Source organism: Isoptericola variabilis (assembly GCF_050311655.1).
GTDB classification, from domain to species: domain Bacteria; phylum Actinomycetota; class Actinomycetes; order Actinomycetales; family Cellulomonadaceae; genus Isoptericola; species Isoptericola variabilis.
This window is the reverse complement of the sequence record NZ_JBNOZM010000004.1, coordinates 195,539-214,971: the sequence shown is the minus strand read 5'-3', so window position 1 is coordinate 214,971 and position 19,433 is coordinate 195,539. Positions and strand designations below refer to the sequence as shown.

Annotated in this window: 19 protein-coding genes; 8 read left to right on the top strand and 11 right to left on the bottom strand. The window is 75.0% G+C overall.

Annotated elements, in window-relative coordinates; genetic code table 11:
* The first annotated feature begins 149 nt into the window (after positions 1-149).
* The 6 genes from ACQP60_RS10790 to ACQP60_RS10765 all read left to right on the top strand — a co-directional run bounded on the left by ACQP60_RS10790 (position 150) and on the right by ACQP60_RS10765 (position 8,130).
* Positions 150-1,649, top strand: a complete 1,500-nt coding sequence (locus tag ACQP60_RS10790) for a cytochrome ubiquinol oxidase subunit I (protein ID WP_429731984.1) — start codon at positions 150-152, stop codon at positions 1,647-1,649.
* Positions 1,650-1,677: 28 nt separating this feature from the next.
* A complete protein-coding gene (gene cydB, locus ACQP60_RS10785; protein WP_429731981.1) occupies positions 1,678-2,727 on the top strand; it encodes a cytochrome d ubiquinol oxidase subunit II in 1,050 nt (349 codons plus the stop codon).
* 88 nt (positions 2,728-2,815) lie between these two features.
* The gene (gene cydD, locus ACQP60_RS10780; RefSeq protein WP_429731978.1) at positions 2,816-4,603 is read left to right on the top strand and encodes a thiol reductant ABC exporter subunit CydD; all 1,788 of its coding nucleotides are present in this window, start codon (positions 2,816-2,818) and stop codon (positions 4,601-4,603) included.
* Positions 4,600-6,360 carry a thiol reductant ABC exporter subunit CydC gene (gene cydC / locus ACQP60_RS10775; RefSeq protein WP_429731975.1) on the top strand — a complete coding sequence of 587 codons (1,761 nt, stop codon included), beginning with the start codon at positions 4,600-4,602 and terminating at the stop codon, positions 6,358-6,360. The genes cydD and cydC overlap by 4 nt, the downstream gene beginning before the upstream one ends.
* Before the next feature lie 43 nt (positions 6,361-6,403).
* Positions 6,404-7,321 carry an ABC transporter ATP-binding protein gene (locus ACQP60_RS10770; protein ID WP_429731972.1) on the top strand — a complete coding sequence of 306 codons (918 nt, stop codon included), beginning with the start codon at positions 6,404-6,406 and terminating at the stop codon, positions 7,319-7,321.
* Entirely contained in the window at positions 7,318-8,130 is an 813-nt protein-coding gene (locus ACQP60_RS10765; RefSeq protein WP_429731969.1) for a hypothetical protein, read from the top strand. Before ACQP60_RS10770 ends, ACQP60_RS10765 begins: the two co-directional genes overlap by 4 nt.
* Here ACQP60_RS10765 and ACQP60_RS10760 read toward each other — a convergent pair.
* Genes ACQP60_RS10760 through gadC form a run of 4 tightly spaced genes read right to left on the bottom strand, consistent with a single transcriptional unit; the run spans position 8,127 to position 13,135 of the window.
* Positions 8,127-9,767: a phytoene desaturase family protein gene (locus ACQP60_RS10760; protein WP_429731966.1), complete on the bottom strand. Its 1,641-nt coding sequence runs from the start codon at positions 9,765-9,767 to the stop codon at positions 8,127-8,129. The two genes, ACQP60_RS10765 and ACQP60_RS10760, sit on opposite strands and share 4 nt — an antisense overlap.
* Positions 9,764-11,134, bottom strand: a complete 1,371-nt coding sequence (locus ACQP60_RS10755) for a dipeptidase (RefSeq protein ID WP_429731964.1) — start codon at positions 11,132-11,134, stop codon at positions 9,764-9,766. Before ACQP60_RS10755 ends, ACQP60_RS10760 begins: the two co-directional genes overlap by 4 nt.
* Positions 11,131-11,637 carry a hypothetical protein gene (locus tag ACQP60_RS10750; RefSeq protein WP_429731961.1) on the bottom strand — a complete coding sequence of 169 codons (507 nt, stop codon included), beginning with the start codon at positions 11,635-11,637 and terminating at the stop codon, positions 11,131-11,133. Before ACQP60_RS10750 ends, ACQP60_RS10755 begins: the two co-directional genes overlap by 4 nt.
* Before the next feature lies 1 nt (position 11,638).
* Positions 11,639-13,135, bottom strand: a complete 1,497-nt coding sequence (gene gadC / locus ACQP60_RS10745; RefSeq protein ID WP_429731958.1) for a glutamate/gamma-aminobutyrate antiporter GadC — start codon at positions 13,133-13,135, stop codon at positions 11,639-11,641.
* Positions 13,136-13,273: 138 nt separating this feature from the next.
* On the opposite strand from gadC, the gene ACQP60_RS10740 reads away from it, so the two are divergent.
* The gene (locus ACQP60_RS10740; protein WP_429731955.1) at positions 13,274-14,221 is read left to right on the top strand and encodes an NAD(P)-dependent oxidoreductase; all 948 of its coding nucleotides are present in this window, start codon (positions 13,274-13,276) and stop codon (positions 14,219-14,221) included.
* A 45-nt stretch (positions 14,222-14,266) separates the two neighbouring features.
* Here the strand turns inward: ACQP60_RS10740 and mutM are convergent, their stop codons facing one another.
* The 6 genes from mutM to coaD form a co-directional block, all read right to left on the bottom strand.
* Positions 14,267-15,196 (bottom strand): bifunctional DNA-formamidopyrimidine glycosylase/DNA-(apurinic or apyrimidinic site) lyase, encoded by a 930-nt coding sequence (mutM, locus tag ACQP60_RS10735; RefSeq protein ID WP_429731952.1) that lies wholly within the window; start codon positions 15,194-15,196, stop codon positions 14,267-14,269.
* On the bottom strand, positions 15,189-15,935 hold the full coding sequence (gene rnc, locus ACQP60_RS10730; RefSeq protein WP_429731949.1) for a ribonuclease III: 747 nt from the start codon (positions 15,933-15,935) through the stop codon (positions 15,189-15,191). Before rnc ends, mutM begins: the two co-directional genes overlap by 8 nt.
* Before the next feature lies 1 nt (position 15,936).
* Positions 15,937-16,131 (bottom strand): 50S ribosomal protein L32, encoded by a 195-nt coding sequence (gene rpmF / locus ACQP60_RS10725; protein ID WP_079574722.1) that lies wholly within the window; start codon positions 16,129-16,131, stop codon positions 15,937-15,939.
* A gap of 2 nt (positions 16,132-16,133) precedes the next feature.
* On the bottom strand, positions 16,134-16,685 hold the full coding sequence (locus ACQP60_RS10720) for a YceD family protein (RefSeq protein ID WP_429731946.1): 552 nt from the start codon (positions 16,683-16,685) through the stop codon (positions 16,134-16,136).
* A 203-nt stretch (positions 16,686-16,888) separates the two neighbouring features.
* Complete coding sequence (locus ACQP60_RS10715) at positions 16,889-17,458, bottom strand: hypothetical protein (protein ID WP_429731943.1); 570 nt, start codon at positions 17,456-17,458, stop codon at positions 16,889-16,891.
* 48 nt (positions 17,459-17,506) lie between these two features.
* Positions 17,507-17,992 (bottom strand): pantetheine-phosphate adenylyltransferase, encoded by a 486-nt coding sequence (gene coaD / locus ACQP60_RS10710; RefSeq protein WP_429731940.1) that lies wholly within the window; start codon positions 17,990-17,992, stop codon positions 17,507-17,509.
* A gap of 85 nt (positions 17,993-18,077) precedes the next feature.
* Between coaD and ACQP60_RS10705 the strand changes: the two genes are divergently transcribed.
* Positions 18,078-18,866, top strand: a complete 789-nt coding sequence (locus ACQP60_RS10705; protein ID WP_429731937.1) for a GNAT family N-acetyltransferase — start codon at positions 18,078-18,080, stop codon at positions 18,864-18,866.
* On the opposite strand, the gene rsmD is transcribed toward ACQP60_RS10705, so the two are convergent.
* Positions 18,827-19,417, bottom strand: coding sequence for a 16S rRNA (guanine(966)-N(2))-methyltransferase RsmD (gene rsmD / locus ACQP60_RS10700; RefSeq protein ID WP_429731934.1), 591 nt, complete (start codon positions 19,415-19,417; stop codon positions 18,827-18,829). The two genes, ACQP60_RS10705 and rsmD, sit on opposite strands and share 40 nt — an antisense overlap.
* Between the last annotated feature and the right edge of the window lie 16 nt (positions 19,418-19,433).

Below are 19,433 nucleotides of genomic sequence, written 5' to 3'. Positions count from 1 at the left end.
CCGGCTTGACTTGTGAAGACCTTCACGACTTAGATCGTGAAAGTCTTCACGAACCCCGTCCCGTGATGACGACCGCGCTGGTCGTGCGCCCGCACACCGGTGGTCCTACGGTCGAGAGACCGGTCGGACGAACGAGCAAGGAGAACCCCGTGGACGCCCTCGCACTGGCCCGCTGGCAGTTCGCCATCACGACCGTCTACCACTTCATCTTCGTCCCGCTGACGATCGGCCTCGCGCCGCTGGTCGCCGGGATGCAGACGGCGTGGGTCGTCACCAAGAAGGAGCGGTGGCTCCGGCTGACCAAGTTCTTCGGCAAGCTCCTGCTGATCAACTTCGCGCTGGGCGTGGTGACCGGCATCTGGCAGGAGTTCCAGTTCGGGATGGCGTGGAGCGAGTACTCCCGCTTCGTGGGCGACGTCTTCGGCGCCCCGCTGGCGATGGAGGCCCTGGCCGCCTTCTTCGTCGAGTCCGTCTTCCTCGGCCTGTGGATCTTCGGCTGGGACCGCGTGTCGAAGAAGGTGCACCTCGCGGCCATCTGGTTGTTCGCGCTGGCGACCAACCTCTCGGCGTTCTTCATCCTCGCCGCGAACTCGTGGATGCAGCACCCCGTGGGCACGATCTACAACGAGGAGACCGGCCGCGCCGAGATGGAGTCCATCGGCGCCGTGCTGACGAACAACACGCTGTGGGCCGCCTTCCCGCACACCATCACCGCAGCGTTCCTCACCGCCGGCACCTTCGTCTGCGGCATCGCCACCTGGTGGATGGTGCGGCTCGTGCGCAGCAAGAAGCCCGAGAACGTGGAGAAGGCGCGCACCGTCTACCGGCCCGCGGTCCTCGTCGGCGTGTGGACCATGATCATCGCCGGCACCGGCGTGATCTGGTCCGGCGACCTCCAGGGCAAGCTCATGTACGAGCAGCAGCCCGGCAAGATGTCGTCGGCCGAGGCCCTGTGCGAGGGCACCGAGGCCGCCGAGTTCTCCATCCTCGCCGTCGGCCCCCTGTACGCCGGGTGCGAGGACGTGGACCACCTCATCTCGGTGCCGGGCGTCACCAGCTTCCTCGGCACCGGCCACTTCTCCGGCCCCGAGTCCTACCTGCCCGGCGTCTACGACGTCCAGGAGCAGTACACGGAGCGCTACGGCGACGTCACCGCGTCGGGCGAGCCCGTCGTCTACACCCCGCCGCTGGCCATCACCTACTGGTCGTTCCGCCTGATGATCGGGCTGGCGGTGTTCTCCCTGGCGCTCGCGCTCACCGCGCTGTGGGCCACCCGCAAGGGCAGGGTGAGCGACAACGTCTGGCTGGGCAGGCTGGGCATCCTCGCGATCCCCATGCCGTTCCTCGCCTGCTCGTTCGGATGGATCTTCACGGAGGTGGGCCGCCAGCCCTGGGTGGTGGCGCCCAACCCGACGGGCATCGACCAGGTGCGGCTGCTCACCGAGCGGGGCGTGTCCACGGCGGTGCCGGCGGGCGTGATCCTCACGTCGATGATCGTGCTCACGCTCGTCTACGCGGTGCTCGCCGTCGTCTGGTACCGCCTCATGCACCGGTACACGGTCGAGGGGGTCCCGGACGTCGTCCGCGACGAGTCGCCGGAGGCGCAGGACCCCGACGACGCCGACCGCCCGCTGTCGTTCGCGTACTGAGCGCCCGAGACTGAGACTGGGAGACCCCGTGGACCTCGCGATCCTCTGGTTCGTCATCATCGCCGTCCTGTGGACCGGCTACCTCGTGCTCGAGGGCTTCGACTTCGGCGTCGGCATGCTGCTGTCGATCCTGCCGCGCGGCGGCAAGGAGCAGCGCGACTCCGAGCGCCGGGTACTCATCAACACGATCGGCCCGGTGTGGGACGGCAACGAGGTGTGGCTGCTCACCGCGGGCGGCGCCACCTTCGCCGCCTTCCCCGAGTGGTACGCCACGATGTTCTCCGGCTTCTACCTGCCGCTGCTGATCATCCTGCTGGGCCTCATCGCCCGCGGCGTCGCGTTCGAGTACCGCGGCAAGATCTCCGACACCCGCTGGGCACGGCGCTGCGACCTCGCCATCCAGTTCGGGTCGTGGGTCCCCTCGATCATGTGGGGCGTCGCGTTCGGCAACCTGGTGCGGGGCCTGCTGCTCGACTCCGACCACCAGTACGTGGGCGGGTTCTGGGCGCTGCTCAACCCGTTCGCCCTGCTCGGCGGCCTCACGACGCTCGTGCTGTTCCTGCTGCACGGCAGCGTGTTCGTCGCCCTCAAGACCGACGGCGACGTGCGCGAGCGCGCCGGCCGGCTCGCGTCGGCCCTGTCCGTGGTGGCGCTCGTCGTCGCGGGCGGCTGGGCGATCTGGGCCCAGGTCGCCTTCTCGACCACCTGGACGTGGGCGGCCGTCGCGGTCGCGGCCCTCGCGCTCGTCGGCGTGGTCGTGGCCGCCCGGGCGCGGCGGGAGGGCTGGGCGTTCACGCTCTCGGCCGTCGCCATCGCCAGCGCCGTCGTCCTGATCTTCGGCTCCATGTACCCCGACGTCATCCCCGCCCTCGACGGCGGCGAGGCCCTCACGGTGGCGGAGGCGGCCTCGACGCCCTACACCCTCACCGTGATGTCGTGGGTGGCGGTGGTGCTCACCCCGCTCGTCATCGCCTACCAGGCGTGGACGTACTGGGTGTTCCGGCGCCGGCTGTCCAGCAAGGACATCCCCGCCCCGGCGGGGCTGACGTGGCAGAAGATCAAGGACGCGGCGTTCTGACGCGCGGCCCGTCGTCGATACTGACCTCCGTGCCGACCTCCGTGCCGACCTCCGTGCCGACCACTGTGCCGATCCCTGGCCCGCTCCCGTGAAGCCCCTCGACCCCCGCCTGCTGCGGCGTGCGCGCTCGGCCCGGTGGTACGTCGCCCTGACGGCGGCGCTCGGCGTCGCCGCCGCGGGCGCCGTCGTCCTCCAGGCGTTCGCCATCGCGCACACCCTCGGCCCGGCCGTGACGGCGGGCAGCGCGGGCGCGCCGCTCGCCGTCGCCGACGTCGCGCCGTGGCTCGGGGCGCTCGCCGCGGCGATCGCCGCACGCGCCGTCATCGCCTGGGCGCAGGAACGGTACGCGCAGAAGGCGGCGGCCGACGTCGTCGCCGAGCTGCGCGAGCAGGTCGTCGCGCACGCGGTGGCCCTGGGCCCGCGACCGGCCAAGGACGGCGCCGACGGCGAGGGCGCCGCCGCCACGGCGACGCTCGCGACGCGCGGCCTGGACGACCTGGGCCCCTACCTCGTGCGCTACCTGCCGCAGCTGCTGCTCACGGCGATCCTCACCCCCGCGCTGGTGCTGGTCGTGCTCGGGCTCGACTGGGTCTCCGCGCTGATCTGCGTCGTGACGCTGCCGCTCGTGCCGCTCTTCATGTGGCTGGTCGGCGTCATGACCGCCGGCGCCTCCGAGCGTCGGCTGCGCACCATCGAGCGCCTGGGCTCGCAGGTGCTCGACCTGCTGGCCGGGCTGCCGACCCTGCGGGCCTTCGGCCGCGAGATCGGCCCCGGCGCCCGCGTGCGGGCACTCGGCGACGCGTCGCGCCGTGCCACGATGGGCACGCTGCGGATCGCGTTCCTGTCGGGGATGGTGCTGGAGCTGCTCACCACGCTGTCCGTCGCGATCGTCGCCGTCGGCGTCGGCCTGCGCCTCGTCGAGGGGATGATCGCCCTCGTGCCCGCCATCGCCGTGCTCGTGCTCGCCCCCGAGGTGTACCTGCCGCTGCGCCGCGTCGGCGCCGAGTTCCACGCGTCGACCGACGGCCTCGCCGCCGCCGAGCGGGCCTTCGCCCTCCTGGAGCGGCCGGTCCCGGCCGCGGGCACCGCGTCCGCACCGCCCCTCGCCGGAGCCACCCTCGTGCTCGACGGCGTCGGCGTGCGCGCCGGCGACCGCGGCGTCCTCGCCCCCGCCGGGCTCACCGCGCGGGTGCCGCTGGGCACCGGCCGCCCCGGCGGCGGCCGGGTCGTCGCGCTGCGCGGGCCCAGCGGCGCGGGCAAGTCGACGACCGCGCTCGTCCTGCTGGGGCTGCTGCGCCCGGACGAGGGTCGGGTCCTCGTCGAGCCCTCGGGCGGGGCGACGCCCGTCGACCAGGTCCCCATCGATCTCGCCGACGTCGACCCGACCACCTGGTGGCCGCAGGTCTCGTGGGTGCCGCAGCGCCCCACCCTGGCCCCCGGCACCGTGCGCGACGCCGTCACCGACGGCCGCCCGGTGCGCGACGACGTCCTGGCCGCAGCCGCGCGGACCACCGGCCTCGACGACGTCGTCGCGGGCCTGCCGCAGGGGTGGGACACCCCGGTCGGCCTCGGCGGCACCGGTCTCAGCGTGGGCCAGCGGCAGCGCGTGGCGCTCGCGGCCGCGCTGCTCGACGGCGAGGCCTCGGACAGTGCCCCCGACGACGGCGCTCCACCGCCCCTGGTGCTGCTCGACGAGCCCACCGCGCACCTCGACGCCCGCGGCGAGCAGGTGGTGCTCGACACCGTGCGCGCCTGGCGCGACGCCGGGCGGACGGTCGTCGTCGTCGCGCACCGGGCCTCACTCCTGGCACTGGCGGACCAGGTGGTGGACGTCGCGGCGCGCGCCGTCGGGCCGGCCGAGGCGGTGGCGTCGTGAACCGCCGCACCGCCGACCCGCTGCGCCGCGTGCTGCCGATGCTCGAGGTGCGCTGGACCCGCGTCGCGCGCGCCGTCGCGCTCGGCACCCTGGCGCTCGGCTTCTCCGTCGGCCTGGCCGCCGCAGCGGCGTGGCTCATCGCCCGCGCGTCGCAGATGCCGCCCGTGCTGCAGCTCTCGGTGGCCGTCGTGGCCGTGCGCGCCTTCGGCACCGGACGCGGGGTGCTGCGCTACCTCGAACGGCTCGCCTCTCACGACGTCGCCCTGCGCGGCATGGCCGCCCTGCGCGCCAACCTCTACGACGCGCTGGCCCGCGGGCCGGTGACCCGCGTGATCGCGCTGCGCCGCGGCGACCTGCTCGCCCGCGTCGGCGCCGACGTCGACGCGGTGGGCGACGTCGTCGTGCGGGCGCTGATCCCCGCCGGGGTGGCGGCCTGCGTGGGGCTCGGCTCGGTGATCCTCGTCGGGGCGTTCCTGCCCGCCGCCGGGGCCACCCTGCTCGGCTGCCTGCTGCTCACGGGCGTGCTCGCGCCGTGGCTGGCGTCTCGCGCCGCCGCGTCGGTCGAGCGCCGCGGCGCCGCGGCCCGGGCGGAGGTGACCGGGCGCGCGCTCGAGCTGCTGGAGGACGGCCAGCAGCTGCGCGTCGCCGGGCGCCTCGACGACCGCCTGGTAGGCCTGCGCGCCGCCGACGCGCGGCTCACCCGCTCCACCGACGACGGCGCGCGCATCTCCGGCACGTCGGCCGCCATCGACGCCGGCGCGCAGACCCTCGCCGTGCTGTGCTCGCTGCTGCTCGGGCTGCCGGCGGTCGCGGCGGGCACGCTGACACCGGTCGAGCTGGCCGTCGTCGTGCTCACGCCGCTCGCCGTCTTCGAGGCGACGTCCACGCTCCCTGCCGCCGCCGTCCAGCTGCGCCGGTCGAGGGAGGCCGCCCGGCGCCTCGTCGCCCTCCTCCCCGACGGCACGGACCTGTCCGACGCACGGCCCGCCCCGGTGGCCCCGGGGTCCGGCACGCTCCTGGAGCTCGCCGGGGTCGATGCCGGCTGGGCCGGCCGCACCGTGGTCGCGGGGGTCGACCTCGCGCTGCGGCCCGGTGGCGTCGTCGCGCTGGCGGGACCGTCCGGCGTGGGCAAGACGACGCTGCTGCTCACGGCGGCCGGCCTGCTGCCGGCGCGCTCCGGCGAGGTCCGGGCCGGCGACGGCGGCACCCTGTTCGTCGCCGAGGACGGGCACCTGTTCGGCACGACGGTGCTCGAGAACCTGCGCGTCGCCCGGCCGGACGTGACCGCGGACGACGCGCGCGACGCGCTCGCCGCCGTCGGCCTGGACGCCTGGATCACCGGGCTGCCCGACGGCCTGGACACCCTGCTCGGCCCGGACGGTGCCGACGTCTCCGGCGGCGAGCGCCGACGGCTGCTGGTCGCCCGGGCGCTGCTCGCCCCCGCCCGCGTGCTGCTGGTCGACGAGCCGGCCGAGCACCTCGACGCCGCCACCGCCGACGCCCTGGTCGCCACCCTCGCGGCGCACGCCCGCGACACGGGGCGCGCGGTCGTCGTGGCGTCGCACCGCCTCACGCCGCTCGCCGTCGCCGACGAGGTGCTGCTGCTCGGCGCCTCCCCCGGCGCCGGCGACGACGCGGGCGGTGCGGCGCAGGTCGTGGCCCGCGGCCCGCACGCCGCGCTGCTGCACGACGAGCCGGGCTACGCGTGGGCGGCCGACCAGGAACGCACCGGGGAAGCCAGGGTCCACCCAGGGTGATGCCGGATGCCGGGCCGCGGCCCGGCGCCCGTAGGGTCGCCGCATGATCACGATCGACGCCCTGACGAAGCGGTACCGCGGGGTGACCGCCGTCGACGACGTCTCCTTCACCGCCCGCCCCGGCCGCGTGACCGGGTTCCTCGGCCCGAACGGGGCCGGCAAGTCCACGACGCTGCGGGTGCTCACCGGGCTGGGCGAGCCGACGTCCGGCACCGCGCGCGTGCTGGGAAGGCGCTACGCCGACCTGCCGAACCCGGGCCTCGACGTCGGCGTGCTGCTCGACGCGTCGGCCCAGCACGGCGGCCGCACGGGCCTCGAGACGCTGACGCTCGCGCAGCGCACCCTCGGCCTGCCCGCCCGGCGCGTGGACGCGGTGCTCGACCTCGTCTCCCTCACCGAGGCGGAGGCGCACCGGCGCGTGCGCGACTACTCGCTCGGCATGCGCCAGCGCCTCGGCGTCGCGACCGCCCTGCTCGGCGAGCCGCAGGTGCTCGTGCTCGACGAGCCCGCCAACGGCCTCGACCCCGCCGGCATCCGCTGGATGCGCGACCTGCTGCGAGCGTTCGCCGACGACGGCGGCACGGTCCTGCTGTCGTCCCACCTGCTCGCGGAGATCCAGATGATCGCAGACGACATCGTCGTCATCGGGAACGGCCGCGTCGTGGCGCAGGGCACCAAGGACGAGCTCCTCGCCGGGCACGGCACGCTGGTGCGCGCCGCCGACCCCGTCGCTCTTGCCGCCGCGCTGACCGGCGCCGGGTTCACGGCCGCACCCACGTCCGACGGCGCCGTGACGACCGACGCCGGGCTCGGCGCCGCCGGCGCCGCGGCCTTCGCCGCCGGGATCGCCGTCACCGAGCTGCGCGCCGCGGACGGCGCCAGCCTCGAGGAGACGTTCCTCGCGCTCACCACCGACACCCAGCGCGACACCCCGCGCGCGAGCACCGGAGCCGCCGCATGACCGCCGTCGACCAGGCCGCCCGTACCGAGGCCGCGGGCCTCCCGACGCTCCGGGGCACCACGGCGCCCCCGCTGGGGCGGCTCGTCGGCGTCGAGCTGCGCAAGGTCCGCGACACGCGGGCGGGCGCCTGGCTGCTCGTCACGATCGCGCTCGTGGTGCTCGGCATCGTCGCGATGGGCACGCTGTGGGGGGTGGGCGCCACGGCGTCGTTCGGGTCGTTCGTCTCCGTCCAGGTGATGCCGCTGCAGCTGCTGGTGCCGATGGTCGCGGTCCTCGCGGTCACCGGGGAGTGGAGCCAGCGCGGGGCGCTCACCACCTTCGCGCTGGTCCCCCGGCGCGGGCGTGTGGTCGGCGCGAAGGCCCTGGCGGTGCTGCTCGTCACGCTCGCGACCGCCGCCGTCGGGGTCGCCGTGGCCGCCGTCGGGATCGTCGTCGGGAGCGCCCTGCACGACGCGCCCGCGGCGTGGGACCTCACCGCCGACCAGGCCGCGCGGTTCCTGCTGGTCACCGTGCTCTCCGCGTCGGTGGGTTTCGCCCTCGGGGTGCTGATCCGGTCGTCGGCGCCGGCCCTGGTCGCGTACCTCGGCTTCGTGCTCGTGGCGCCGATGCTCTCCGCCATCGCCGCGTCGTACGTCGCGTGGTGGGCCGCGCACGGGCTCTGGTTCGACCTCGCGACGACGCTGCAGGCCTTCTCCGCCCCTCAGGTGACGGGCGAGACGTGGGCGCAGCTCGGCACGTCGACGCTGCTGTGGGTCGGCGTCCCGCTGGCGTTCGGCCTGCGCGGGCTGCTGCGCACCGAGATCCGCTAGCGGCGCCGACCGGGGACGCCGCCCAGCACCGCCATCGCCGCGGCGCGGCCGGGGACGCCGCTCACTCCCCCGCCACGCCGCGCGCCGGCGCCCGCCAGCACGACGCGCGGGTGCACGGTCTCGACGCCCCAGGAGCCCGGGCGGTCGAGCCCGTCCTCGGCGCCGTCCGGCGCCCACGGCCACGACAGGTCGCGATGGAAGATGTGCCCGCCCGGCAGCCCGACGTCGCCCTCCAGGTCGACGGGGGTGCGGGCCTCGACGCACGGACGGCCGTCGGCGTCGCGCAGCAGCACGTCCTCGACCGGCTCCGCGAGCACGGAGTCGAGCGACGCGAGCGTGGCCACGAGCGCCCGCTCCCGGGCGGCGTCGTGGGAGCCGTCGGGGCCGAGCGCGTCGCCGCGGAACAGCCGCGCGGGCATGTGCAGGCCGAACAGCGTGAGCGTCTGGGCGCCGGACGCGCGCAGCTCCGCCCCGAGGATCGACGGGTCCGTCAGGGAGTGGCAGTAGATCTCGCACGGCGGCACGTCGGGCACCTGGCCCGACGCCGCCTGCGCGTGCGCGGCGCGGAGCTGCGCGGCCGACTCGTTGACGTGGAACGTGCCGCCGAACGCGGCGGCCGGGTCGACGCCGTCCCGCAGCCGCGGCAGGCGCCGCAGCAGCAGGTTCACCTTGAGCTGGGCGCCCTCGGGGGGCCGTGAGGTGGCGCGGCCCGACGGCGCGGCCCCGCCCGCCGCGAGCAGGCGGTCGAGCGTGTCGGGCGCCGCCCCGCACAGCACCGCGCCCGCCGCGACCTCACGGTCGCGTCCGTCGTCGTCGGTCCAGGCGACCCGAGCCTCGGCCCCGCTCCCGGGGTCGACCGCGACGACCGTGGCCCGCGTCACGACCGTGGCGCCGGCGGCGAGGGCCGCGTCCCGCAGCGCCCCGGACACGGCGCCCATCCCGCCCACCGGCACGTCCCAGTCCCCCGTGCCGCCGCCGACCACGTGGTAGAGGTAGCAGCGGTTCTGCACCAGCGAGGGGTCGTCCAGGTCCGCGAACGTGCCGATCAACGCGTCGGTCGCGACCACGCCCCGCACGACGTCGGACGCGAACCGCTCGCGCAGCGCCTCGCCCAGCGGGCGCTCGACCACGTCGCGCCAGGTCGCGGCGTCGTCCACCAGGGCACGGGCCTCCGCGCGGGACGGCAGCGGCTCGGTCAGCGTCGGGAAGAGCCGCTGCGCCAGCCTGCCGGTGGCGGCGTACCAGCGCTGCCACGCCGCATGGTCCTCCGCAGCGCCGATCGCCGCGAACGACGCGCGGGTGGCGGCGTCGTCCCCGGTGTCGACGAGGAGGCCGGCGTCCCCCACGGGCGTGTACGAGGAGTAGCGGCGGCGGCGCAGCGTGACGGACAGGCCCAGCTCCTCGGCGATCCGGCGAGGCAGGAGCGAGACCAGGTACGAGTAGCGCGACAGCCGCGCGTCCACGCCCGGGAACACCCGCGCCGACACGGCCGCGCCGCCCACGTGGTCGAGGCGCTCGAGCACGAGCACGCTGCACCCCGCCCGCGCCAGGTACGCGGCGGCCGTCAGCCCGTTGTGCCCGCCGCCCACCACGACGGCGTCGTAGCGGGCGGCGGCCGGGCGGGTCGCTGCTGTCACGCGCCCCGGCCGAGGCGGGCCAGGAACAGCGCCTCCCCGACGGCGAGGTTCTCGATCTCGCTCGGGTGCACGCTCTCGTTCGGCGCGTGGATGAGGCAGGCCGGTTCCTCGACGCCGAGCAGCACGATCGCGGCGTCGGGGTACTGGCCCGCGAGGATGTTGCACAGCGGGATGGACCCGCCCTGCCCGGCGGTCACGGTGGCCTTGCCGTAGGCGTCCGCGAGCGCCGTGGACAGGGTCTCGAAGACGTGCCCGTCGGTGCGGGCGGCGAACGGCTGCCCGGGGGTGTCGCGCTCCACGGTGACGCGCACGCCCCACGGCGCGTGGGCCTCGAGGTGCGCCGCCAGCTTGTCCTGGAGGTCGCGGGCGTCCGCGCCGGGCGGCACGCGCAGGTTGAGGCGGGCGGCGGCGCGCGGCTGGATCGCCGCCGCCGACCCGACGACCGACGGCGCGTCGATGCCGAGGATCGTCACGACCGGCCGCGCCCACAGCATGTCGGCCACGGTGCCGTCGCCGAGCAGGCGCGTGCCCGGCAGCGCGCCCGCGTCGGCGCGGAACTGGTCGGCGTCGTACCCGACGCCCGGCCAGGTGCCCGAGGCGTCGACGCCGTCGATCGTGGTGTTCCCGTCGGCGTCGCGCAGCGTGGCCAGGAGCGCGACCAGGGCCGCGAGGGCGTCGGGCGCGGCCCCGCCGAACATGCCGGAGTGGATCTCCCCCTCGAGCGCCTCGACGCGCACGACGAGGCTCGTCGCCCCGCGCAGCGACACGGTGAGGGTGGGCAGGCCGAGCGTCGCGTTGCCCGTGTCCTGGATGAGCATCGCGTCCGCGGCCAGGGCGCCCGGGTTCGCCTCGACCCACCCGTCCAGTCCGCCGGTGCCCTGCTCCTCCGACCCCTCGATGACGATGCGCACGCCCACGGGCAGGTCGTCGCCGCCGAGCGCGCGCAGCGCCCGCAGCGCGGTGAGGTGCGTGACGACGTTCCCCTTGCAGTCCGCGGCGCCGCGGCCGTAGTAGCGGCCGTCGCGCTCCGTGAGCTCGAACGGCGGCGTGGTCCACGCGGCGTCGTCGAGCGGCGGCTGCACGTCGTAGTGGGCGTACAGCAGCACGGTCGGCGCGCCGGGCGGGCCGGGGCGGTACCCGACGACGACGTCCGAGCCGTCGGTGGTGCGCTCACGGCGGGCGTCGTCGATGCCCTCGGCCCGGAACGCGTCGACGACCCAGTCCGCCGCGCGCTCGCACTCCTCGCGCGGGTAGAGCCGTTCGTCCGCCACGGACGGGATGGCGACGAGGGTGCGCAGGTCGTCGAGTGCCCGCGGCAGCAGCGGGGCGACGGCGGCGCGCACGGCCGCGACGTCGGGGGAAGTCATGGGGTCTCCTCGCTGGTGGTCTCGTCGGTGGGCTGGGTCGTGGTGTCGTCCAGGTTCAGCGAGTCGACGTAGGCGTCGAACGCGTCGAGCTGCTCGGGGCAGTAGGTCTCGATGACGAGGCGGTCGCCCTCGAGCCGCCGCTCGTCGAGCACGGAGGGGCGCAGGCCCGGCCCGGCGGCGCCGTTCGCGGACCCGAGGTTCGCGGTGGCGTCCACGAGCGCGGCCGGGTCGGTGCAGAACCCTCCGCCGTCGGACCCGAGCACGCGGGCGATGGTCTCCTCGGAGAAGGCGGTGATGCCGATGTCGGCGAACGCGGCGTGCAGCGTGGCGGCCTTCTGCTCCGCCTCGCGCTCGTCCTGCCGGTCCTGGTAGCCCGCGAACTGGATCATCATGATCGCGCCCAGCACCAGGATCAGGACGGCGGCGGCCGTGTACGTGATCCAGCGGTGGCGGCGCGGGGCGCCCGGCTCCGGGCGGGCCGACGGCGTCGTGGTGGTGGTCATGTCACTCCCCCTCGCCCGTCGTGACGTTGGTGCCGGCGTCCGCGGCGGCCTCCGTCGGCTGGCGCCACGACGGCTTGCGGAGCCTGAGGAACAGCCACGGGATCAGCAGGCCGATGATGCCGAGGCCGCCGCCGACGATGAGGATGTACACCCCCACCGAGCCGCTGGAGAACTGCGCGGGCGGCACGAAGCCGATGACCAGCGCGGCCACGGAGGCGAGGAAGCCGACCACGCACAGGAGGCCGAGCGCCGGGGCGCGGTAGCCGCGCGGGTGGTCGGGCGCCGTGCGCCGCAGCCGCATCGCGGCGACGAACAGCAGCAGGTACATGATGAGGTACACCTGCGTGGTGATCACCGACAGGATCCAGTACGCGCTGGAGACGTCGGGGATGAACGCGTACAGCAGGGCGATCACCGTGGTGAACACGCCCTGCGCCACGAGGATGTTCTGCTGCACGCCGTGCTTGTTGAGCTGCTGGAGGAAGGGCGGCATGTAGCCCTCCTCGCGCGCCACCGTCAGCAGGCCCTTCGACGGCCCCGCGAGCCAGGTGAGCATGCCGCCGATCGACGCCGCGATGAGCATGAGGCCGAGGATCGGCGTCAGCCACGACACGCCGAAGTTGGCGAAGAACGCGTCGAACGCCTGCATGACGCCCGCCGTCAGGGAGAGCTGGTCGGCCGGGATCACCCAGCTGATCGCGACCGCCGGGAGGATGAAGATCACCAGCACGAGCCCGATCGCCAGGAACATGGCGCGCGGGAACTCCTTGCCCGGGTTCTTCAGCGTGTTCACGTGCACGGAGTTCATCTCCATGCCCGCGTAGGACAGGAAGTTGTTGACGATGAGCACCAGCGACGCGATGCCCGTCCACTGCGGCAGCAGGTGGGACGAGTCCATCGGCGCGGCCGAGGTGTTGCCCTGGCCGAGGAACACGATGCCCAGCACCACGAGGATCGCGGCCGGGATGAGCGTGCCGATGATCAGCCCCGCGCTGGACAGCCCCGCCACGGTCTTCGTGCCCTGCGACGACACCCAGACGCCGGCCCAGTAGATGACGACGATGACGATCGCCACGTACACGCCGTTGGACGCCAGCGCCGGGTTGATGACGTAGGCGAACGTGCTGGCCACGTACCCCAGCAGGCTCGGGTAGTAGAAGATCGTCATCGCGAACTGGCACCACACGGCCAGGAAGCCGAGCGGCTTCGACAGCCCCTCCGCCACCCACCGGTACACGCCGCCCGACCAGCCGGACGCCAGCTCCGCCGAGACCAGCGACGTCGGCAGCAGGAAGACCAGCGCCGGCACCACGTACAGGAAGACCGCCGCGAGCCCGTAGACCGCCATCGTCGGCGCGGCCCGCAGGCTCGCCACCGACGACGTGATCATGAACGCGAGCGTGAGCCACGTGATGTAGTTGCGCGGCGTGCGCGCCGTCATCGCCTTCCGCACCTGCTCGCGGGTCGGCGGCGCCGTCCCCGTCCCCGACGTCGTCATGCCGACCTCCTCGACACCCGTGCCTCCCGGCGGACGCCGGACCTCTCGAACGATAAGAGGGCAGGTCACAGGGCGCACGGCGAACGACACTGAACCACCCCGGCACCACCCGCCGACGGGCTGATAGCGTCCCCAGGCGTGAAGCTCCTCGTGCCGGGCAACGTGCCCTTCGACCTGACGATCGACGTCCCGGGCGTGGAGGTGGCGCGGTACGTGATGCGCGACCCGGTGCCCGAGGAGCACACGGACGCCGACGCGCTCGTCACGTGGTCCAGCCCGCAGTGGGTCATGGAGGACGCGGCGCGCCGGATGACGAACCTGCGCTGGGTGCAGACCCTCAACGCCGGCCCCGACCAGGCGCTCGCCGCGGGGTTCGCGCCCGACGTCGTCATCTCCTCGGGCCGCTCGCTGCACGACGCGACCGTCGCCGAGCACACGCTCGCGCTCGTCCTCGCCTCCGTGCGGCGCCTCGACCGCACGCTCGCGGCGCAGCACGAGCACTCCTGGGACCGTGACCTCGGCAAGGAGCAGGCGAACCACGAGTCGTGGTTCACCCTGCACGGCGCCCGCGTGACGATCTGGGGCTTCGGCTCCATCGCCGCCGTCCTCGCGCCGCTCCTCGCGGCGCTGGGCGCGCGCGTGACCGGGGTCGCGTCGTCGGCCGGCGAGCGGTACGGCTTCCCCGTGGTCGACTCGATCGAGGAGGTGGCCCCCACCACCGACGTCCTGATCTCGCTGCTGCCCGCGACCGGGGCGACGCACCACTCCCTCGACGCGCGGGTGATCGGCCTGCTGCCCGACCACGCCCGGTTCGTCAACGCCGGGCGGGGTGCCACCGTCGACGAGGAGGCGCTGGTCGCCGCCCTGCGCGACGGCTCGCTCGCCGGCGCCGCGCTCGACGTCACCGAGACCGAGCCGCTGCCGGAGAGCTCGCCGCTGTGGGACGCCCCCCACCTCATCCTCACGCCGCACGTCGCGGGCGGGCGGCCGCAGGGCGCGGCCGGCTTCGTCACCGAGCAGGTGCGGGCTTGGCTGTCCGACGGCGCGGCCGGGCTGCGCAACGTCGTCGCGCGTCCCGCCGATTGAGTCCGTCGAGATCCCGGCTCTCGACATCCTCGTCAGGCGACGGAGCTACCAGCGCCCGTTCCGCGGCCGCGGCTGGCAGACCGGGCAGGTGTACGACGAGCGGTTCATGAAGGCGTCGCGACGGATCGGGGCGCCGCAGCGCGGGCACGGCTCGCCCTCGCGCCCGTAGGCGGCGAGGCCGCGGGCGAAGTACCCGGACTCGCCGTTGACGTTGACGTACAGCGCGTCGAAGCTCGTGCCGCCCTGCGCCAGGGACTCGGCCATCACCTCGGCGGCCGCGTCCAGGGCGCGGCGCACCTCGATCGGCCGCAGCCGGTCCGTCGCCCGCGCGAAGTGGAGCCTCGCGCGCCACAGCGCCTCGTCGGCGTAGATGTTCCCGACCCCGGACAGCAGCGTCTGGTCGAGCAGCGCCCGCTTGATCCCGGTGCGCCGCCGCCGGATCGCGGCGATCACCGCGTCGACGTCGAACGCCGGGTCGAGCGGGTCGCGGCCGATGTGCGCCACCGGCTCCGGGACCGCGGGCAGGTCGCTGCCCAGGCCGCCGGGGGCGCCGTCGAACGTGGGCTCCAGGTCGACGACGGACAGGTGACCGAACGTGCGCTGGTCGACGAAGTCGAGGTACTCGGCACCGCTCGGGGCGCCGGAAAGATGCAGCCGGGCGCGCAGGTGCGGGTGCGCCCAGTCGCCCGCGACGGCGGGGTCGCGCACGAGCAGCTGGCCGGACATGCCGAGGTGCGCGAGCAGGGCTGCCCCCTGGTCCGGCCCGTCGCCCTCGAGGGGCAGCCAGAGGAACTTGCCGCGCCGGACGGCGGCGGCCAGGCGCCGGCCGCGGAGCTGGTCCGCGAACCCGGCCGGGCCGCCGTCGTGCCGGCGCACCGAGTAGTCGCGGAACACCTCGACGTCACGCACCACGGCGCCCACGACCAGCCGGTCGAGGCCGTCGCGGACGGTCTCGACCTCGGGGAGCTCAGGCACCGGCGGCGTCTCCGGGAACGGCGTCGGCGCCGGGCACCGGGAGCTGCTGCAGGGCGCGGTACGCCTCCTCGGCGGCGGCCTGCTCGGCGTGCTTCTTCGCGGAGCCGGTGCCGAGGCCCAGCACCGGGCCGGCGGTCACCTGCGCGTGGAAGACGCGCGCGTGCTCGGGGCCCTCGCCGGTCACCTCGTAGACGGGGGCGCCGAAACCGCGCACGGCGGCGGCCTCCTGCAGCGACGTCTTCCAGTCGAGCCCGGCGCCCAGCCCGGCGGCCGCGTCGAGCGTCGTGTCCACGAGGCGGTGCACCAGCTCGCGCGCGGTCTCCAGCCCGTGCGACAGGTACGTCGCGCCGATCAGGGCCTCCACCGTGTCCGACAGGATGGAGTCCTTGTCGAAGCCGCGGGTGCGGATCTCGCCCTTGCCGAGCAGCACGTAGCCGCCGAGGTCGAGGCGGCGCGCGATGGCGGCGAGGGCGCGCTGCGACACCGTCGCCGCGCGCATCTTCGCCAGCTCGCCCTCGGACTGGTCGGGGTGGCGCCGGTACAGCGCCTCGGTCACGACCAGCCCCAGCACGGTGTCGCCCAGGAACTCGAGCCGCTCGTTCGTCGGGATGCCGCCCGCCTCGTGCGCGAACGACCGGTGCGTCAGGGCAAGCACGAGAAGCTCGGGGTCCAGGTGGACCCCGAGCTTCTCGAGAAGAGCGGTCGGCTCCGGCCGGGGCCGGTTGCCGGATGCAGGCATGTCAGCCCGCGTGCTCGGTGCGCAGCGCCTCGGCGTACTGGCGGCCCTTGTAGGCACCGCAGGTGGGGCACGCGGCGTGGGACAGCTTCTGCCCCTTGCAGCTCGGGCACGTCGTGAGAACCGCCGCGGTGGTCTTCCACTGCGAACGGCGCGCACGGGTGTTGCTGCGCGACATCTTGCGCTTCGGAACAGCCACGGCTAGCTCTCTTTCGTCTCGTCGGACACGCTCGACTCCTCGAGCATGGTCTGCAGCGCCGACCACCGGGGGTCGACGAGGTCGTGATGGTGGTCCGGGTCGTCCGCCAGCCGCGCCCCGCAGACGGAGCACAGGCCGGGGCAGTCCGGACGGCACAGCGGTTGAAATGGTAGTGCAGTCACGAGGGAATCCCGAACCGCCGGCTCGATGTCGGCCTGGTCGTCGACCAGGACGGCCTCGTCCTCGGCGTCCTCGTCGCCGGACTCCTCCGCCGCCTGCGCCCTCTCGGGGTAGGCGAAGAGCTCCTGCACGCGCACCGTCACCTGCTGGGAGACCGGGTCGAGGCAGCGCACGCACTCCCCCACCGCCGTGCCGCGCACGACGCCGGACACCAGCACCCCCTCCATGACCGACTCGAGCCGGAGGCCCAGGGTCAGGTCGTCACCCTCGGGCACGCCGATGACGGCGGTCCCCATGTCCGCGGGGGCGGGCACGACGCGCGCGACCTCCTCCATCGAACCGGGTCGCCGAGACAGCTCGTGCGTGTCGAGCACGAGCGGCGAGGGCTTCGCGGTGGCGATGGCAGGCTCCGATGAACAGTGATGAGCAGGGCTGGACCCGACGGGCGGGAAGGGGGTTCGGCCCGGACTCGGGCCAGCGACCTAGTCTAGGCCATCGCGGCGCCGCCGCGCAGCACGCCCGGGAGTGACGCGTCTCTCACGCCGCGCGTCGCCCCCGGTGCACCCGCCGGCGCAGGTCAGGAGCGCCGCTCCTGCGGCCAGCGCGGGTCGGAGACGGCGTCCCAGCGCACCCGGGGCGCCCCCTGCTCGAGGCGCTCGGCCAGCTTCTCCCGCCCGGCACGCACCTGGTTCGACAGCGCATCGAGGTCCTGCTGGAAGTCCGCCAGCCGCCCGTCGCAGTACGCGTCCGCGTCGGTGCGCAGCGCCGCCGCGCGCGCCTCGGCCTCCGCGACCAGCTCCGCCGCCCGCGACTGCGCCTGCACCACGACCTGCTCGGACTGCACCAGCTCGATCGCGCGGGCGCGCGCGGCGGCCACGATCTCCTCCGCCTGCCGGTGCGCGTCGTCCAGGGTGTCGCGGGCGGCCGCGAGCACCTCGTCGGCGCGGGCCACCTGCGTGGGCAGCGCGTCGCGCAGCTCGTCCACGAGCGCGAGCGCCTGGTCGCGGTCCAGCTTCACGTTGGTCGACAGCGGCACGGAGCGCGCGTTCTCGACCAGCGCGGCCAGGTCCTCCAGGATGTCCAGCAGCCCGCCGGCCGGGTTGTCCCCCTGGCCGGCCCCGGTCGTGGTCTCGGTCGTCTCGCTCATCCCCTGCTCCTTGGTCCTGCTCGTCCGGCCCTGCTCGTCAGCCCCGTGTCATCTGCCGAGGGCCGCCCGCACGGCGTCCCCGACGCCGTCCGGCACCAGGTCGTCGATCGGCCCGCCGTACCGCGCGATGTCCTTGACCAGCGACGACGCGACGTGCGCGTACCGCTGTTCCCCCGGCACGAAGACCGTCTCGATCCCGGTCAGGTGCCGGTTCATGAGGGCCATCGGCAGCTCGGCGTCGAAGTCCGCGCCGCCGCGCAGGCCCTTGACCACCGCGACCGCCCCGACCTCCCGGCAGAAGTCCACCAGCAGCCCGGGCACCACCTCGACCCGCACGTCGGCGGTCTCCGGGTCGGCCGCGAGCGCAGTCCGGGCCAGCTCCACCCGCGCCTCCGGGTCCAGCAGCGCGTTCTTGCTGGCGTTGCGGGCCACCCCGACCACCACGACGTCGAACATCCGGCGCGCGCGCCGCACGATGTCGAGGTGGCCGAGCGTGATCGGGTCGAACGACCCGGGGCAGACGGCGATGCTCACGCCGGTCACGCTAGTACAGCGGCCACGCGATCCCGGGGAGGGTCGTCGGGGTGCCGTCACCCCGCCGCGGGGAGACCCTGAGGGCATGACCGACGACGCCGCACCCCACCCGTCGCCCGCGGAACCGGCCGTGGTGCCGCTGATCGAGGAGGCCCAGCTCGACTCGTTGTGGCGGGACGTGCTGGCGCCGTCGTTCCCGCCCGACGAGCTCACGTCACCCGACGACCTGCGGGCCGGGTTCGCCTCCGGCGAGCTCACGGCCTACGGCGTGGAGCAGGACGGGCAGGCCGTCGCCGGGATCGTGGCCTCCTGGTCGCGGGCCACGCAGGTGCTGCTCGTGGACTACCTCGCGCTGGCGCCCGGCCACCGCGGCGGCGGCGTCGGCGGTCGGCTGCTGGACCGGTCGCTCGCGGGGTGGCGCGAGGAGCTGCACCCGGTGCTCGTGCTGGCGGAGGTCGAGCACCCCGGCCACCATGCCGCCCACCCGAGCCACGGCGACCCGGCGGCGCGCGTGCGCTTCTACGCGCGGCACGGCGCGCGGGCGCTCGCCGTGCCCTACTTCCAGCCGGGCATCGGGGGCCCGGGGTCGCCGCGGGTGCCCGCCATGCTGCTGGTGGCGCTCGGGACGGAGCCGGGCGCGGACGCGGTGCCCGCCGCGGCCGTGCGCGGCTTCCTCCTGGAGCACCTGCGGGAGTGCGAGGGCACCGTGTCGGACGATCCCGCCGTCCGGCGGCTGCTCGAGGCGGCGGCCGGGGAGTCGGTCGCCCTCGTCGACCCGGCCGACGCGAACGCGCTCGCCACCGTGCCGGTCGCAGCCCTCGCGGGGGCCGAGCGCTACGCGCCGTCGGCTCCCGGGCCGGCAGGCTCGGCGTAGTGCACCGCCGTCTCCCCGTAGTCCTTGCGGGCGAACGGCTCCAGGCCGGCGGGCCAGGCCGGCTCCGGGCTGCGGGTGGACCGCTCCACCACGACGACGGCGCCCGCGGCCAGCACCCCGGGCGCGGCGACGTGCGCGAGCACGGTCGCGAGCGCGTCCTCGGCCAGGTCGTAGGGCGGGTCGAGGAAGACGACGTCGAACCCGGACCCGGCTGACGACGCGACGGCACCCGCCGCGAACCGTTCCGCGGAGTCGGCGACGACGCGCACCTCGCGCTGCAGGCCCAGGGCCGCGACGTTGCGGCGGGCGACGTCCGCCGCGCGCCGGTTCGCGTCCACCAGGACGACGTCGGCGGCGCCGCGGCTCGCGGCCTCGAGCCCGAGAGCGCCGGATCCCGCGTACAGGTCGAGCACCCGCGCGCCGTCCAGCACGTCGAGGTGGTCCAGGCGGGAGAAGATCGCCTCGCGGACCCGGTCGCTGGTGGGTCGCGTGCCCTTCGGCGGCACCTGCAGCGAGCGCCCGCCGAACCGGCCGGCCACGATCCTCGTCATGGCGCCGAGCCTAGGT

Bases quoted from the DNA above. Each gene is read 5' to 3' on its own strand.
- ACQP60_RS10705 (WP_429731937.1), top strand. From the start codon at position 18,078: ATGACCGACGACGCCGCACCCCACCCGTCGCCCGCGGAACCGGCCGTG.
- ACQP60_RS10770 (WP_429731972.1), top strand. From the start codon at position 6,404: ATGATCACGATCGACGCCCTGACGAAGCGGTACCGCGGGGTGACCGCC.
- rnc (WP_429731949.1), bottom strand. From the start codon at position 15,935: ATGCCTGCATCCGGCAACCGGCCCCGGCCGGAGCCGACCGCTCTTCTC.
- ACQP60_RS10715 (WP_429731943.1), bottom strand. From the start codon at position 17,458: ATGAGCGAGACGACCGAGACCACGACCGGGGCCGGCCAGGGGGACAAC.
- gadC (WP_429731958.1), bottom strand. From the start codon at position 13,135: ATGACGACGTCGGGGACGGGGACGGCGCCGCCGACCCGCGAGCAGGTG.
- ACQP60_RS10765 (WP_429731969.1), top strand. From the start codon at position 7,318: ATGACCGCCGTCGACCAGGCCGCCCGTACCGAGGCCGCGGGCCTCCCG.
- rsmD (WP_429731934.1), bottom strand. From the start codon at position 19,417: ATGACGAGGATCGTGGCCGGCCGGTTCGGCGGGCGCTCGCTGCAGGTG.
- ACQP60_RS10750 (WP_429731961.1), bottom strand. From the start codon at position 11,637: ATGACCACCACCACGACGCCGTCGGCCCGCCCGGAGCCGGGCGCCCCG.
- ACQP60_RS10755 (WP_429731964.1), bottom strand. From the start codon at position 11,134: ATGACTTCCCCCGACGTCGCGGCCGTGCGCGCCGCCGTCGCCCCGCTG.